The organism is Kitasatospora sp. NPDC038210 (genome assembly GCF_055600605.1).
Window position 1 is genome coordinate 22,898 of record NZ_JBVJYK010000027.1, and the last position, 15,078, is coordinate 37,975.

Genomic DNA, 15,078 nt, shown 5'->3' on the forward strand with positions numbered 1-15,078 from the left:
GTCAGTCCGCCGCATCGAGCCGGCCCTCCAGGCGGCGCAGCTCGGACTCCGGGGGCACCGGTGCGCCCTCGGGCAGTTCCGCGAGGATCCGCAGCGCGGCGCAGGCCGGGCCGGCGACCCGGCGCCCGCCGTCCCGGAGGTCGAAGGCGGAGTGGTGGAGCGGGCAGCGGATCAGCATCCGGTCGGCGTCCAGGTGGCCGTAGCGCATCAGGCCCTTGCGGTGCGGGCAGGCGGCGTCGGTGATCAGCCGCCGGCCGCCCGCCTCGACGAGGATCAGCCGCTCGCTGACCTGCTGGACCCGGGGGTCCTGCGCGGCCTCCCGGTCCGGCAGGTCCGCCACCGCGTCCGCGGTGATCGGCGTGTCCGGGGTGTCCGGGGTGTCGTCGGTGACGGTCACGGTCATGCGCGTCCCGCCTCCCGGGCCAGGGCGATCGCCGTCTCGGTCGCGTCGCCGACGACGGCGCTGGTCAGCTCGACGCCGGCCCACACCTTGGCGAGGTCCAGGCCCTGCGCCGTCTGCGTCTCCCGGATCGCCACCCGCATCTGCTTGCTGTGGTAGGTGTCGATGTAGAGGTGCTCGGTGTAGTACTTCCCCGACTTCAGGCCGAGCCGCCGGGCGGCCTGCGCGAAGCTGCGGAAGCCGTACAGCACGCTGGCCTCGAAGTAGGCGTAGCCGCCGAGGAAGTACTCCGGGGTGTCCGCCCGCGAGGCCAGCCAGTGGAACATGTTGACGTAGGCGTGGCTCTGCGGGCTGGAGCCGGCCCGGTACGCCTCCACCTCGGTGGGCAGGTCCAGTTCGCGCAGCAGCTCGCGGTACAGCTCCGAGTGCGCCTGGTCGTCGTTGCCGCAGCCGAGTTCGTCCACCATCACGCGGAAGACGGCCATGCCGGCCTTGTAGGGCAGCCGCGGGACCACCGGCAGCAGGTTGAGCGACTCGGTGAGCCCGTCCATCGCGAACTCCGAGACCACCACCCGGAACTGGTCGATCGTCGCCTCCTCGGCGAGGAAGCGGTGGCTGTCGGAGGCCACCGCGCCCTCCCGGGCCAGGAAGCCGGACAGCTCCCGCAGGAGTTCGGTGTGCGAGGCGAACCCGGGGGCGGTGCGGCGGTGGCCCTCGGCGATCGCCCCGATCCAGCGCTCCTCCATCCCGACCATCTCCTGGTACTCGGCCGCCGTCGGGACGCTCGTGTAGAGGTCGTACAGGCGCTTCTGGTCGATCACCGTGCAGGGTGTCGGGTTGTCGGTCGGGGCCGTGGTCATGCGGTGCTCCAGGTCGGCTCGGGGCGAAGGTCACCGGTCGGCGGGACGTCGCCGGTTGGTAGGGTGACGCCGTTGATCAAGTGGCCGGCCGTCCTCCCGCCCACCGGGGGCTGCGGGACGCGGGCCGGAACGGGGCGGTCATGGTCGTGGCACGGCGTCCGAAGGTGGACAACTCCGATCCCTGGCTGCGGCGCTATCCGGTCGAGGGCGCCCGGGTGCGGCTGGTGTGCTTCCCGCACGCGGGCGGCTCCGCGACCAGCTACCTGGACTGGCCGCGGCAACTGCCGGACGGCGTCGAGGTGCTGGCCGTGCAGTACCCGGGGCGGCAGAACCGGATAGCCGAGCCCTGCTTCGAGTCCCTGCCGGAGCTGGCCGACGCCGCGACACGGGCCCTCAAGGCCCACACCGGCCTGCCGCTGGTGCTGTTCGGGCACAGCATGGGCTCGGCGGTCGCCTACGAGGTCGCCCGCAACCTGCAGCGGGACGGCGGGCAGCGGGTGGCGCGGCTGCTGGTGTCGGGCCGCGGCGCACCGCACGTGGGCTACGGCGGCCGGCGCCGGCCCGGCCTGGACGACGCCTCGCTGATCGCCGTGGTCCGGGCGCTGTCCGGCAGCGACGCCGACGTCTACGAGCACCCGGACATGCGGGACCTGCTGATGCCGTCGCTGCGCGCCGACTACACGATGCTGGACCGCTACCAGCCGGCCGCGCCCACCGAGCTGCTGGACGTGCCGGTCACCGTGTTCGGCGGGCAGCAGGACCCGGCCTGCCCGGTGGCCGAGCTGGACAGCTGGGCCGAGGTCACGAACGCCGGGCACGAGGTGCTGACGTACCCCGGCGGCCACTTCTACCTGCGCGAGCACGAGCGGGCGCTGCTGGCCGAGGTGGCCCGCCGGCTGCCCGGCGCGGACGGCGCGCAGGCCTGACGGCGGCGCGGTGCGGCTCATCCGGCACCCACCCGGTGGCCGGGGTCGGCCACGACCCGCTCCAGCAGGGCGAGGTAGCCGTGCGCGAAGTCCCGGGCGGCGTCCGGGCCGAGCCGGTGGAGGTCGTGCTCCAGCCGGCCGGTGAGGCCGCCCGCACCGTCCTCGTCCAGCGCGAGGCTGAGGTCGAACTTCGCGGTGCCGGTGTCGCAGGGCACCACCGTGGTGACCGTCCCCGGCAGTTCGGGCCCCCGGGCGGGGGTGCTGCCGAAGGTGAACATCAGCTGGAAGAACAGGCTGTGCCCGCGGCCGCGGGCGGGCCGCAGCTCCTCCACGACCCGCTCGAAGGGCACGTCCTGGTGGGCCAGCGCCTCGCCCACGGTCCGGCGCACCCGGGCGAGCAGGTCGCGGAAGGAGCGCTGCGGCTCCAGCTCGGTCCGCAGGCACAGGGTGTTGACGAACATCCCGACGACGCCGTCCAGTTCGGGCCGGTCCCGGCCCGAGGTGAGGGTGCCGACGACCAGGTCGCGGGCGCCCGAGGCGCGGTGGACCTGCTCCTGGAAGGCGCTCAGCAGGACCATGAACAGGGTGGCCCGCTCGGCGCCGGCGAGCTCCCGCAGCCGGGCGGTGAGCGGTGCGGGCACCGCGAAGGTGTGCACCGCGCCGCGGCCGGGGGCGGGCGCCGACGCGTCCGCGGCCACCGGCAGCCGGGTGGTCTCCGGGGCGCCGGCGAGCTGCTTGCGCCAGTACGCCAGCTGCGCATCGTAGCCCTGCTCGGCGGCCTGCCGGCGCTGCTCGCGGGCCCAGTCCCGGTACTCCGGGGCGGTGGCCGGCAGGTCGGCGTCGGTGCCGGCCGCCGCGGCCGCGTGCAGCGGGCCGAGCTCGTCGAACAGGACCTCCATCGAGCGGCCGTCGAAGACGATGTGGTGCAGGACCAGGACCAGCAGGTGGTCCTCGGCCGCGCGCCGGACCAGGGTGGCCCGCAGCAGCGGGCCCCGGGTCAGGTCGAACGGCTCGCGGACCAGCCCGGCCACGGCCCCGGCCACCGCCTCCTCGCCGCGGCCGGTCAGGTCCAGCAGCGGGAGGTCCGGCCGGTACGGCTCCCGCAGGATCTGCACGGGCAGGCCGTCCTCGGTGGCGAACACGGTGCGCAGGGCGCCGTGCCGGGCGACCAGGCCGCCGAGCGCCGTGTGCAGCGCCGCCCGGTCCAGCGGTCCGGCGATCCGCAGCACCACCGGCTCGTTGAACCGGGGTGAGCCGGGGGCGAGCTTGTGCAGCAGCCACATCTGCTGCTGGGCGTAGGAGGTCGGGGCGGGCCCGGCCGGTTCTGCGCCGGCCGCCCCCGGTGCGGCTGCCGTCCCGGCCGGCGGGACGGCGCGTTCGAGTTCCGCCGCGAGCGCGGCCACCGTGGGCGCCTGGAACAGGGTGCGCTGGCGGACGTCCGCGCCGAGCCGGGCGCGGCAGGCCGCGGCCAGCCGCACGGCGGTCAGCGAGTCGCCGCCGAGTTCGAAGAAGTCGTCGTCGACGGCGATCGGCGCCGTGCCCAGGACCTCCTCCCAGACCTCGGTGAGCTCGGCCTCCAGCGGGGTCCGCGGCGCGGTCGCGCCGGCGTCCGACCGGCCGGTGGCGAGGTCGAGCTCCAGGGTGCGCAGCGCGCGCCGGTCCACCTTGCCGTTGGCGTTCAGCGGCAGTCCGTCCAGGGCGGCGAACCGGGCCGGCACCAGGGCCGGCGGCAGCACCTCGCGCAGCCGGGCGCGCAGGGCCCGGACCTGCGGGGCCCCCGCCCACACCACGCAGGCGACGAGCTGCTCGGCGCCGGTGTCGTCGGGCCGGGCGAGCACGGCGCTCTCCAGGACGCCGGGGAACTGGCCGATGGCGTTCTCGACCTCGCCGGGCTCGATCCGGATGCCGCGGATGTTGAGCTGGTAGTCGATCCGGCCGAGGAACTCCAGGGCGCCGCCGGGCAGTCGGCGGGCCAGGTCGCGGGTGCGGTACATCCGGCCGCCGGGCCGGTCGGTGAAGGGGTCGGGCAGGAACCGGTCGGCGGTCAGGGCGGGCAGGCCGAGGTAGCCCCGGGACACCCCGGGGCCGCCGAGGTACAGCTCCCCCGGGTCGCCGTCGGGCACCGGCCGCATCCGGTCGTCGAGGACGTGGGCGTGGACCCCGGGCAGCGGGGTGCCGACGGGCAGCCGGTCCCAGCCGCGGATCTCCTGCGGGCCGGCCGCGGTCTCGTGCAGCAGCTGGGAGACGGTGGCCTCGGTGGCGCCGTACTCCTGGACCAGACGGACCCCGGTGGCGCACCAGTCGGCGACCCGGTCGACGGCGACGGGTTCGCTGCCGACGACGAGCAGCCGCAGCGAGGGCGGGGCGACCGGCCCCTGCCCGCGGTCGAGCTCGCGCAGCCACTCGTACCAGTAGGACGGCGTCAGCTGGAGCACCGAGACGCGTTCGCGCTCGATCAGGGCGAGCAGCCGGGCGCTGTCGGCGAGTTCCTCGGCCGGGTCCATGACCAGGCAGGCGCCGGCGGCCCAGGTGGACAGGACCTCCTCGGCGGCCACCGAGAAGCCGATGGAGGCGAACTGCAGGACCCGGTCGGCCGGGGTCAGCTCCAGCCGGTCGGCGATGCCGAGGGCCAGCGCGGCCAGCGCGGCCTGGCCCAGCGGGACGCCCTTGGGGCGGCCGGTGGAGCCGGAGGTGTACGCGATCCAGCCCAGGTGCTCGGGGTGGAGTCCGGACTCGGCCGGGCCCCGGCCGGCCTCGTCGGCCGGGTCCTCGGCGGGCCCGTCGACCAGCAGGACGCGGGCGGTGTGCCCGGGGAGCCGGTCGGCGAGGCCCGCGGTGGTGAGCAGGACCGGGGCGCCGACGTCGCCGAGGACGAAGGCGAGCCGCTCGGCCGGGTACCCCGGGTCCAGCGGCACGCACGCGCCGCCGGCCTTCAGGACGGCGAGCAGGGCGACGGCGAGCTCCACCGAGCGGTGCAGGTGGATGCCGACCGGGACGTCCGGACCGACGCCCGCGCCGCGCAGCCGGCGGGCCAGCAGCCCGGCCCGCCGGTCCAGTTCGCGGTAGCTGAGCCGGGCGCCGCCACAGTCGAGGGCGGGGGCGTCGGGCGTGCGGCGGACCCGTTCCGCCAGCAGGGCGGGGAGGGTCGCCGGCCCGTCCGCGGGGAGGTGGAGGGGGTTCACGGGACGAGGACCACCTTCGTGGCGTGGCCGGCGTCGAACAGCTTGAAGCCCTCCACGGCCTCGGCGAGCGGGAGCCGGTGGGAGATCAGGAACGTCGGGTCGATGCGTCCGGTGCGGATCAGCCGCATCAGCCCGTCGCGGGAGCTGATCGGGTCCCCGACGGCGAACCGGAGGGTGAGTTCCTTGCCGAAGGCGAGGCCGGTGGGCATCGGCATGGCCTCCGAGGCGTGCGCGCCCACGGCGCACACGGTGCCCAGCGGCCGGACGATCTCCAGCGCGCTGCGCAGGGAGGCGTCCACGCCGACGGCCTCCAGGGCGACGTCGGCTCCGCGCCCCTCGGTCAGCGCGCGGACCCGCTCGGCGAGGTCGTCGCCGGTGTCCAGCGGCACCGCGCCCTGGGCCGCGGCGGCCGCCCGCCGGCTCTCGGCCGGGTCGATCGCCAGGACCTGTGCCGCGCCCATCAGTTGGGCGGCCTTGAGGGCCATCAAACCGACCGGGCCGCAGCCGACCACGGCGACCACGTCGCCGGGCCGGATCCCGGCGCGGTCGGCGGCGGCGTAGCCGGTGGCCAGGATGTCCCCGACGAACAGGGCCTGTTCGTCGGAGACCTCGTCGGGGATCGCGGACAGCACGGTGTCGGCGAACGGGACCCGGACGTACTCGGCGTGGCCGCCGGCCACCGCGGTGCTGCCGACCACGGTGTCGTAGCCGAACAGGCCGACCTCGGCGCACTGGTAGTGCCAGCCGCGCAGGCAGTACCAGCAGCCGCCGCAGGCGATCACGTCGGAGGCCACCACGCGGTCGCCCGGGCGGAAGCCGCGCACCGCGGGGCCGGTCTCCTCGACCACGCCGGTGAACTCGTGGCCGGTGACGGTGCCGGGGGTGAAGCCGGGGATCTCGCCGCGGTAGGGGTGCAGGTCGGTGCCGCAGACGGCGGACCGGACCACCCGGACGAGGGCGTCGCCCGGGGCGGTCAGGGTGGGGACGGGGGCGTCGACGACCCGTACGTCGTAGGGGGCGTGCCATTGCAGGGTCTTCACAGGAGCCCCCTCTTGGTCTCGGCGAGGAGCCCGGCCGCCGCGCCGCCCATCAGGGAGGCGTGTTCGGCCGGGGTGAGTGCGGTGCCGTCGGGCCACAGCGAGTCGTCGGTGGCGAGTTCGCGCATCCGGGACACCGAGTCGGTCATGGTGCAGAAGGGGTGGTCGGTCCCCCACAGCAGGCGGTCCAGGACGCCGAGGGCGCGGGCCTTGGCCAGGGCGGCGGCGACCGTGGCGGCGGGCCGGTACCAGCTGAAGATGGACAGGTCCGCGTACACCCGGGGGTGGCGGGACATCAGGTCCAGCGCGGTGTCGGTCCAGGGGGTGCCGAGGTGGGCGAGGATCAGCCGCAGGCCCGGGAAGTCGGTGGCGACCCGGTCGAGCAGCCGCGGGGAGAAGTACCGCGGGTCGGCCTTCTTCGCCGGGGTGTAGCCGGTGTGCACGAGGACCGGGACGTCCAGTTCCTGGGCGACCTCGTAGACGTCGTTCCAGAGCGGGTCCGCGGGTGACATCCGCAGGTAGCAGGGGGCGGTCTTGAGCCCGGACAGCCCCAGCTCGGTGACGGCGTGCCGGAGTTCGGCGGCGGCGCCGGGCGTGCCGGCGTCGACCGAGGCGAAGCCGGTGAACCGGTCGGGGTGGCGGGCGCAGATGTCGGCGACGAACTCGTTGGGGACCTTGAACCCCTCGATCCGACGGACGTCGAAGGCGAGGAGGAAGGCCCGGTCCACACCGGCCTCGTCCATGTGGGCGAGCAGCGCGGTCTCGGGCGCGGTCAGGGCCTCCGGCGGCATGCCGGTGGTGGCCATCATCTCCTCGGCGAAGGAGGCGGTGTAGTGCCGGTAGTACTCGCCGGCGTGGACATGGGCGTCGATGATCACGCGCCGGCCCTCCGTCCTTCCGTCCAGGTGGCCAGGTGCACGGCCTTGGGGCCGAGGTCCAGCAGTTCGGCCCGGCCGTCGTGGTGCAGGGTGGTGCGGACCGGGCGGGGGGCGTGGTTGATCACCAGCGCGCACCGCTCGTCCCCGCGGCCCAGGACGCCGACCTCGACCTCGGGGCTGTCGACGGTGGGCCCGGTGACGAGCTCGTCGGTGAGGCCCTCGGCTGCGGCGACGTCGGCGTAGAGCCGGTGCCAGGGCGCCTCGTCCAGCCGGTGCGGGGCGTTGAGCTGCTGCTCGAACGGGGCGTTGAGGTGGTACGCGACGCCCCGGCCGTAGCGGTGGCGGGTGAGCGCGGGCGAGCCGTCGGGGAAGGCGGCGAGCACGGTGGCGGTCGTCGCGGCGAGCACCGGGAGCTGGCCGGCCTCCCGCACCAGCGGGTAGCGGGTGCCCTGCCAGGTGAAGGAGTCGGCGTCCTCGGCCCGCAGGGTGAAGTCGGTGATGCGGATGCCGAACAGCTCCTCCCCGCCGAAGCCGTGCAGCAGGTCGCCGCCGGTGTAGAGCAGGACGCCGCCCGCCTCGACGTAGTCGGCCAGCGCCCGCTGGCCGTCGAGGGTGATGTGGCGGACGGAGGGGCAGATCAGCAGCCGGTGGCCACCGGGGGTGCCGGGCGCGACCGGCGGGCCTGCGGTGAACTCGTAGGGCAGGTGGGCGCGTTGCAGCAGCTGGGCGGCGTAGAAGCCGGCCGCCGCGTCGGAGCCGCCGGAGGCGAGGTAGCCGGCGTCGCCCTCCTCCCGGTGCTCGGGCAGGTGGACGCCGACGGGCGCCGGCAGCGGCCGGAAGCCGGCCAGTTCGCCGGTCGCCCGGCCGGCGAACTCCCGGAAGGCCGCCATGGCCGGCTTGGGCGTGCCGTCGGCGCGCAGCAGGCCGACGAACCGCTCGTTGGGGCGCAGCGCGTACGGCTTGGCCTCGGTGGTGAAGTCCTGCCAGCACCAGACGATGACCCCGCAGGCCCCGGCGGCCAGCGCGGCGTGGGCGGCGACCCGCAGGTAGTCCCGGGCGGTCTCCTCGTCGCAGCCGTAGCTGCCGAGTTCGTCGACCAGCACCGGCCGGTGCTCCCGGCCGCGGCGGACCAGGTAGGGCACCAGGGCGCCGGCCTTGGGGGCGGCGACGGACTCCACGTGGAACGGGCTCCACACCGGGAAGCCGTGCAGGCCCACCAGGTCGAGCGGCTCGGCGTGTTCGGGCCGGAAGGCGTGGGTGCCGGTGACCGCGGACGCCTCGTTGGCCTGCAGGACCAGCGCGCCGGGGTGGGCCTCGCGGACGGCGTCGGCGAGCAGGCCCCACCAGCGGCGGACCCCCTCGGGGCCGAGCGCGCCGGAGGCGGCCTGGTCGACGTGGATGACCTCGTCGCCGAGGTCGTACGCGAGGACGTCGGCGGACCCGCCCAGGGCCGTCACGACGTGCCGGACGAAGCCGAGCTGGCGCGCGGTCATCTCCGGGTCGTGCCAGAGGTCCCGGCCGGCCCGCCAGGGCGGGTCGAAGCGCTGCCCGTTCATCCAGATGGTGAGCAGCGAGGGCAGGCACTGCAGGCCGTGCCGGGCGGCGAGGGAGCCGAAGGTGCGCAGCCGCTCGGTGGCCACCGGGTCGTAGACGCCGGGCTCCGGCTCGAAGTCGGCCCAGAACACGAAGAAGCGGACGGTGTTGAAGCCGAGTTCGGCCATCCGGGCGAAGTCGGCGTCGAGGCGCTCCGGGTCCCAGTCCCGCCAGTAGTCGCAACCGGCGGGCGAGGGGTGGTAGTTGAAGCCGACGCTGAAGTACGGCGCGCCGTCCCGCCGGAACCCCCCGTCGACGAGGGTGTAGCGGTGGGCGGGGTTCGGGGTCACGCGCCGGCCCCGGGGGCGTCGGCGAGGGCGTCCCGGAGGGCCTGGACCACCAGGTCGGTGTCGTCGTCGGTCATGTCGACGTGCAGCGGCAGCGACAGTTGACGGTCCATCACCTCCTCGGTGACCGGGAGGTCGCCCTCGCGGTGGCCGAAGCGCTCCCGGTAGGCGGTGAAGAGGTGGGTGGGCGGGTAGTGCACCCCGCTCTGGACGCCGGCCCCGCGCAGCGCGTCCTGGATCGCGCCGCGGGCGTCGCCGTCCGGCAGCAGCACCGCGAAGAGGTGGTGCGCGGCCAGCTCGGCGGGCCGGTCGTGGAAGGGCAGGCCGAGGCCCTCGGTGCCGGCGAGGCCCTTGAGGTAGCGGGTGACGATCTCCTGGCGGCGGACCTGGCGCTGCGGCAGGTCGGCCAGCTGGACGAGTCCGATCGCGCTGCCGAGCTCGGTGGGGCGGTAGTTGAGGCCGAAGGAGTCGACGTCGTACAGCGAGGGGCCGCCGCGGTGGCGGTCCTGGGCGCTGACGGTGAGCGCGTGCGAGCGCAGCCGGCGGATCCGTTCGCGCACCTCGGGGTCGCGGGCGACCACCATGCCGCCCTCGCCGGTGGCGAGGTTCTTGGTGGCGAAGAAGCTGTAGCAGCCGATGTCGCCGACGGTGCCCAGCACGCCGTGCGCGGAGCGGGTCGCGGGGGCGTGCGCGGAGTCCTCGACGAGGGCCACGCCGTGCTTGCGGGCCAGGGCGGCGAGCGCGGGCAGGTCGGCCGCGTGTCCGCCGTAGTGCATGGCGACGATCGCCTTGGTCCGGGGGGTGATGCGGGCGGCGACGTCGGCGGGGTCGACGCACAGGTCGTCCGGGCCGGTGATGTCGGCGAAGACCGGGGTGGCACCGCACAGGGTGACCACGGCGGCCGCGGAGACGAAGCTCAGCGACGGGAGGACGACCTCGTCGCCGGGGCCCAGGTCCAGGGCGAGGAAGGCCAGGTGCAGGGCGGCCGTGCCGTTGCTGACCGCGACCGCGTCCTCGATGCCCGCCGTCCGGGCGAAGGCCTCCTCGAACTCACGGGTCACGGGCCCGTTGGACAGCCAGCCGGAGCGCATCACCGCGGCCACGGCGTCGAACTCGGCGTCGCCGAGCCGGGGCCGGTACAGGTTTACCTTCCAGTCGGACATCTCTATCCACCATCCCCCCGCGCGCCGGTGGTGCGCGGTGTTCGTTCGGGTGCCGCGTGCGTGTGCATCGGGCACGGTGCGGTGGTGCCGGCGGTGGGCCGCTCGGCAGCACGCGCGGGTCGTCCCCCGGGGCCCCCGCCGTTCCGGCGGGATCCGGAGGGGACGGCCTAAGGGGTGCCGGCCGGGCCGGCGGTGCGTGCGGTGAGCCGGTCGTAGACGGCCTGGTACCGGTCGGTCACCGCGTCCCAGCTGAGTTCGCGCTCGGTGCGGGTCCGGCCGGCCGCCCCGAGGGCCGCCGCCTCGGCGGGGTCGGCGAGCAGTCGGACCACGGCCGCCGCGACGGCGTCCGGGTCGGGCTCGCACAGCAGTCCGTCCACGCCGTGCCGGACGACCTCCTCGCCGCCGTCGAAGGTGACGGAGACGACCGGCTTCCCGTTGACCCAGGCCTCGACGAAGACCAGCGGGAAGACGTCCACGGTGGACGGCAGGCAGAACACGTCGCAGGCGGCGAGGGCGTCGGCCTTCTCGTCCTCCTCGACCATGCCGAGGTCGAGGATCCGCGGGTCGCGGTGGGCGGCGAAGACCTCCGCGCAGTCCTCGTCCCAGTCGGGGCCGGCGAAGACGAACCGGGCCCCGGGGTGGTCCGCCCACACCTTGCGGGCGGCCTGGAGCAGCAGGTGGTAGCCCTTGCTGCGCATCTTGCGGCCGAGGAAGAGGACCATCGGCCCGTCGATGCCGTGGCGGGCCCGGAAGGCCGCGCCGTCGGGCTCGGCGGCGCTCAACTGCGGGCCCTGGCCGTTGAGGTGCAGGGCCGTCGGGTCGACGCCGGCCTCGACGAACAGCCGGCGCTCCGCCTCGGTGAGCACGAAGACGGCGTCCGCCTGCCGGGCGACGTCCAGGACGGCCTCCCGGTCCTGCCACACGCCGGCGGCCGAGGCCGGGGTGAACACGAACGGGACGTCCCAGTCGCGGGCGAGGCGCAGCGCGGCCTGCGGGTAGTCCGGCCAGACGCTGTCGAAGGCGTGCACCACGTCGGGCCGCTCGGCGGGCGGGGCCGAGGCCGGCAGCACACCGACCTCGACTCCGGCGCCGGTCATCCACCGGGCCGACTCCTCGTCCATGCTGCTGCAGTACAGCCCGACCCGGTGGCCGCGCCGGGCCAGCGACTCGGCGAGGTTCTGGGCCATCGCCTCGGCGCCGGCGCGGGCCGGGAAGTAACCGCGGTGGACGATGCGCACGTGGGTCATGACTGCTGCTTCCGAGCGGCCCGGTCGCGGGCGTACCACTCGTAGGTGCGGCGGACGCCCTCGCGCAGGTCGGTCTTCGGCTCGTAGCCGGTGAGCGAGCGCAGCAGCGAGATGTCCGGGACGCGGCGCTCCGGCGAGAGCGGCGGGGCGGGGTGGACGTCGAGGGCCGGGTGCCGGTCGACGACGTCGAAGACCACCTTGGCGAGGTCGTCGATGCGGATCTCCTCGCGGTCGTTGCCGACGTTGACCAGGAGGGTGTCCCCGGTGGGCAGGGCGGTCAGCGCGGCGATGGCCTCGACGGCGTCCTCGACGTAGCAGAACGCCCGGAACTGGTCGGCGCCGTAGATCTCGAACGGGTCGGCGCCGCCGAGCAGCCGCTCGATGAACTGCGGGATGACGTGCTCGTACCCCATGCGCGGCCCGTACACGTTGTGGAAGCGCACCATGCGCAGCGGGAAGCCGTACGCCTGGGCGTAGTTGCGGCACAGCAGCTCGCCGGCGATCTTGCTGAAGCCGTACGAGGAGCGGGCCACCGTCGGGTCCGAGACGACGAGCTGCACGTCCTCGGGGGTCGGCACCGGTGCCACGCCGGCGGTGACGCTGCCCGCGTACGCCTCGCTGGAGGAGGCGAAGCAGAGGGTGGCACCGTCCAGCTCCTTGAACCAGTCCAGCACGTGGATGGTGGAGAGCAGGTTGGTGCGCAGCACGCGCTGCGGCTCCTGGTTGGAGTAGACGACGCCGACGACGGCGGCGAGGTGGTACACCTCGTCGAAGTCGCGGGGCAGGTCCGCGGGCAGCGGGAGGGTCAGGTCGTGGGTGAACACCGTGACCTTGGAGCGGAGTTCGTCGAGCTCGTCGTCCTGGCGGCCGCGGCTGAAGTCGTCGACGACGGTGACGTCGTGCTCGTCGGCCAGCCGGCGGGCCAGGTGCATGCCGATGAATCCGGCACCGCCCGTGATCAGGATCTTCTTACGCATGGCCGAGCCTCATAACGTTGGACGTGGCGGGGAGGATGCGCCAGGTGTCGTAGACCACCGCGGGCGGCGCCATGGTGGCCACCAGCGCGTCGATGTCCTGGTCGCGGTAGGAGAGGTGGTTGTTCAGGATGACGACGGCGTGGGTGCCCTCGAAGCCCTCGGCGAGGTCCACCGGACGCACGCCGAGTGCGGCGATGCGCTCGTCCGGGACGGCGAAATCGTGCCCGACGATCTCGCCGACGCGGCCGCGCAGCACGTCGAGCAGGCCCTCGTAGGCGGAGCCGCGCAGGTCGTCGGTCTCGGGCTGGCCCTTGTAGGCGAAGCCGGAGACCAGCACCCGGGCGGTGGCCGGGTCGCAGCCCTGCTCCCACAGCGCGGCCAGCACGCGCTCGCCGATCCGGCGCGGCAGGGACTCGTTGAGCTGCCGGGCCGCGGCGATCATGCCGGGGGTGTGGCCGTGCGGCTTGAGCGCGTGCATCAGCAGGTACGGGTCCTTGGTGAGGCAGCTGCCACCGACGAAGCCGGGCAGGCTCAGGTCGGGCCGCGGGTAGCCGAAGTTGGCGCTCTTGATCAGCTCCATCGCGTCCAGGCCGAGCTTCTCGGCCATCAGCGCCACCTCGTTGCCGTACCCGTAGATCAGGTCGGTGTGGCAGTTGCAGATCAGCTTGATCATCTCGGCGGCCTCGACCGAGGAGACCGGCACCACGGTGGGCGTCTGCGAGGCGAACAGCTCGGTGGCGCGGCGCACGGCCTCGTCGTTGATGCCGCCGACGATCTGCGGCAGCGACAGCAGCTCGTCCAACGCCTTGCCCTGGATGGTCCGTTCGGGGCAGAAGGCGACCAGCGGCTGCGCCACCTTGCGCTGCAGCACGGGCAGCACCAGGTTGCGGGTGGTGCCGACCGGCACGGTGCTGCGGACGATCACCAGGGTGTTCTCGTCGATCCCGTCGGCGATGGTCTCCACCGCCGCCTGCAGGTGGCGCAGGTTGGGCTCGGTGCCGTCGACCTCGATCGGGGTGCCCACGCAGATGATGACCACCGGCGGGAGGGCGCCGGCCCCCAGTTCGGAGGTGACCTTCAGCCGGGTGCCGACGGCGTCCCGGAAGACCTCCTCGACGCCGGGCTCCGCGAGCTGGAGCACGCCCGCGTCGAGGTCCTCGGCGACCTTCTTGTTGTACTCGTAGCCCAGGACGCTCTTGCCGGTCTTCAGGAGGGCCGCGGTGAGCGTGACACCGACGTATCCCAGACCGACGACGCAGACGTCGTAGTCGGCGTTGGACATGGTTGACTCCATCACTTCCCCTTCGAGTTGGAACGGGTCACATCACGCGGCCGACGGGTCGCCGGCGGCGGCCCCGACGACCCAGAAGGTCTTCTCCGGCTTTCCGCCCAGCTGGCGCTTCTGGTCGTCGAGGCCCTTGACCTCGGAACCGCCGGCGTCCACCTCGCGGATGCCCTGCGCCCACATGAGCCGGAACACGGTCAGCCAGACGTACTGGGGAATGGCGGTGAATCCGGTGCTGTCCTTGAAGAGCCCGGTCAGCCGCTCCCGGAAACGCATGGTCATGGTGCAGTAGAGGGCGGCCCGCTGCTCGCCGATCCGCTCCCCCGCGAAGAACATCGCGGGGAATTTCTCGCCGTCCTCGGTGACGATGTTGCCGAGGTACGAGAAGTAGTCCCGCTCGTTGTCGCCGCCCGGCTTCACGCGGACGATGGCGAGGTAGTCCTCGGGGGTGGAACCGACGACGGTGCCCTGTTCGCGGCGCGCCTGGAAATAGCTCTCGACGACGCCGCGGGCGCTCTCCTTCTCGGGCCCGGAGTAGTGGTAGGGCTCGATCTGGAAGGAGAGGTGCGGGTTGCGCTCCAGGAAGTTCTCGAAGCGCCGGTAGGCCATCTTGTTCTTGTTCTTGTACTTCCGCCGCTCCTCGCCGGCCAGCTTGGCGACCTGGAGCGTCCCGTCCTCGGCCTGGTCGAAGACCTCGTCCAGGTAGTAGACCCGGTTCGGGTAGGTCTCGTCCTCCTCCGGGGCCCCGAGGTGCCAGGGGTCGGTGTCGATCCCGGTGAACCCGGCGCCCAGGAAGGCGTCGCGGTCCTCGGCCGACAGGTGCCGGACGTACACCGACTCCCGGGCCAGGCCGGCCGCGCGGACGGTGGCGATGAACTCCCGGACCGCCTCGATCCGGGTCGGGCCCTTCGGGGCGACGATGTGGAGGTGCTTGGCGACGTGCCCCTCCTTGCTGAAGTACCCGACCCCGAAGATGTTGGTCCCGTCGTGGTAGACGAGCCCGTTCGGGTACTTGCTGCTGGCGCCGCGGAGATTGTATCCGTTCGCGTAGAGCATGAGGCCGATGTGGCCCATGGCGAACGATCCGTCCTTGTACTTCTGGATGATGTCGAAGGATTCCTCGACCGGGGTGATCCGCGGCCCGAAAATCTCCCTCAGACGGTCCTCGAACTGGTCCCGTTCGATCGCGAGAAGGCGCACAGGTATTCAACCTCCAAAAGGCTCTGAAATGAATTCCCAGAAG

The 15,078-nt window shown here is 73.9% G+C and carries 12 protein-coding genes; 1 reads left to right on the plus strand and 11 read right to left on the minus strand.

Features of this window, described 5'->3' with window-relative positions; translation table 11 throughout:
• Position 1: 1 nt before the first annotated feature.
• Both ACZ7KX_RS35345 and ACZ7KX_RS35350 read right to left on the minus strand, forming a co-directional pair.
• Positions 2-403, minus strand: coding sequence for a Rieske (2Fe-2S) protein (locus ACZ7KX_RS35345; RefSeq protein ID WP_470330091.1), 402 nt, complete (start codon positions 401-403; stop codon positions 2-4).
• On the minus strand, positions 400-1,260 hold the full coding sequence (locus ACZ7KX_RS35350; RefSeq protein ID WP_350523419.1) for an iron-containing redox enzyme family protein: 861 nt from the start codon (positions 1,258-1,260) through the stop codon (positions 400-402). Before ACZ7KX_RS35350 ends, ACZ7KX_RS35345 begins: the two co-directional genes overlap by 4 nt.
• Before the next feature lie 140 nt (positions 1,261-1,400).
• On the opposite strand from ACZ7KX_RS35350, the gene ACZ7KX_RS35355 reads away from it, so the two are divergent.
• Positions 1,401-2,186, plus strand: a complete 786-nt coding sequence (locus ACZ7KX_RS35355) for a thioesterase II family protein (protein WP_470330092.1) — start codon at positions 1,401-1,403, stop codon at positions 2,184-2,186.
• 17 nt (positions 2,187-2,203) lie between these two features.
• Here ACZ7KX_RS35355 and ACZ7KX_RS35360 read toward each other — a convergent pair whose 3' ends face one another.
• The 9 genes from ACZ7KX_RS35360 to ACZ7KX_RS35400 form a co-directional block, all read right to left on the minus strand.
• Positions 2,204-5,368: an amino acid adenylation domain-containing protein gene (locus tag ACZ7KX_RS35360; RefSeq protein WP_470330093.1), complete on the minus strand. Its 3,165-nt coding sequence runs from the start codon at positions 5,366-5,368 to the stop codon at positions 2,204-2,206.
• Entirely contained in the window at positions 5,365-6,408 is a 1,044-nt protein-coding gene (locus ACZ7KX_RS35365; protein ID WP_350523422.1) for an alcohol dehydrogenase family protein, read from the minus strand. The genes ACZ7KX_RS35360 and ACZ7KX_RS35365 overlap by 4 nt, the downstream gene beginning before the upstream one ends.
• A complete protein-coding gene (locus tag ACZ7KX_RS35370) occupies positions 6,405-7,283 on the minus strand; it encodes an amidohydrolase family protein (protein ID WP_350523423.1) in 879 nt (292 codons plus the stop codon). Before ACZ7KX_RS35370 ends, ACZ7KX_RS35365 begins: the two co-directional genes overlap by 4 nt.
• Positions 7,280-9,166 (minus strand): beta-galactosidase trimerization domain-containing protein, encoded by a 1,887-nt coding sequence (locus ACZ7KX_RS35375; RefSeq protein ID WP_470330094.1) that lies wholly within the window; start codon positions 9,164-9,166, stop codon positions 7,280-7,282. Before ACZ7KX_RS35375 ends, ACZ7KX_RS35370 begins: the two co-directional genes overlap by 4 nt.
• Complete coding sequence (locus ACZ7KX_RS35380) at positions 9,163-10,326, minus strand: DegT/DnrJ/EryC1/StrS family aminotransferase (RefSeq protein WP_470330095.1); 1,164 nt, start codon at positions 10,324-10,326, stop codon at positions 9,163-9,165. Before ACZ7KX_RS35380 ends, ACZ7KX_RS35375 begins: the two co-directional genes overlap by 4 nt.
• 167 nt (positions 10,327-10,493) lie before the next feature.
• Complete coding sequence (locus tag ACZ7KX_RS35385; protein WP_396552275.1) at positions 10,494-11,573, minus strand: glycosyltransferase family 4 protein; 1,080 nt, start codon at positions 11,571-11,573, stop codon at positions 10,494-10,496.
• Positions 11,570-12,550: an NAD-dependent epimerase/dehydratase family protein gene (locus ACZ7KX_RS35390; RefSeq protein ID WP_350523427.1), complete on the minus strand. Its 981-nt coding sequence runs from the start codon at positions 12,548-12,550 to the stop codon at positions 11,570-11,572. Before ACZ7KX_RS35390 ends, ACZ7KX_RS35385 begins: the two co-directional genes overlap by 4 nt.
• Entirely contained in the window at positions 12,543-13,832 is a 1,290-nt protein-coding gene (locus ACZ7KX_RS35395) for a nucleotide sugar dehydrogenase (RefSeq protein WP_470330096.1), read from the minus strand. The genes ACZ7KX_RS35390 and ACZ7KX_RS35395 overlap by 8 nt, the downstream gene beginning before the upstream one ends.
• Before the next feature lie 42 nt (positions 13,833-13,874).
• Entirely contained in the window at positions 13,875-15,035 is a 1,161-nt protein-coding gene (locus tag ACZ7KX_RS35400; RefSeq protein ID WP_350523429.1) for a hypothetical protein, read from the minus strand.
• Positions 15,036-15,078: the final 43 nt, after the last annotated feature.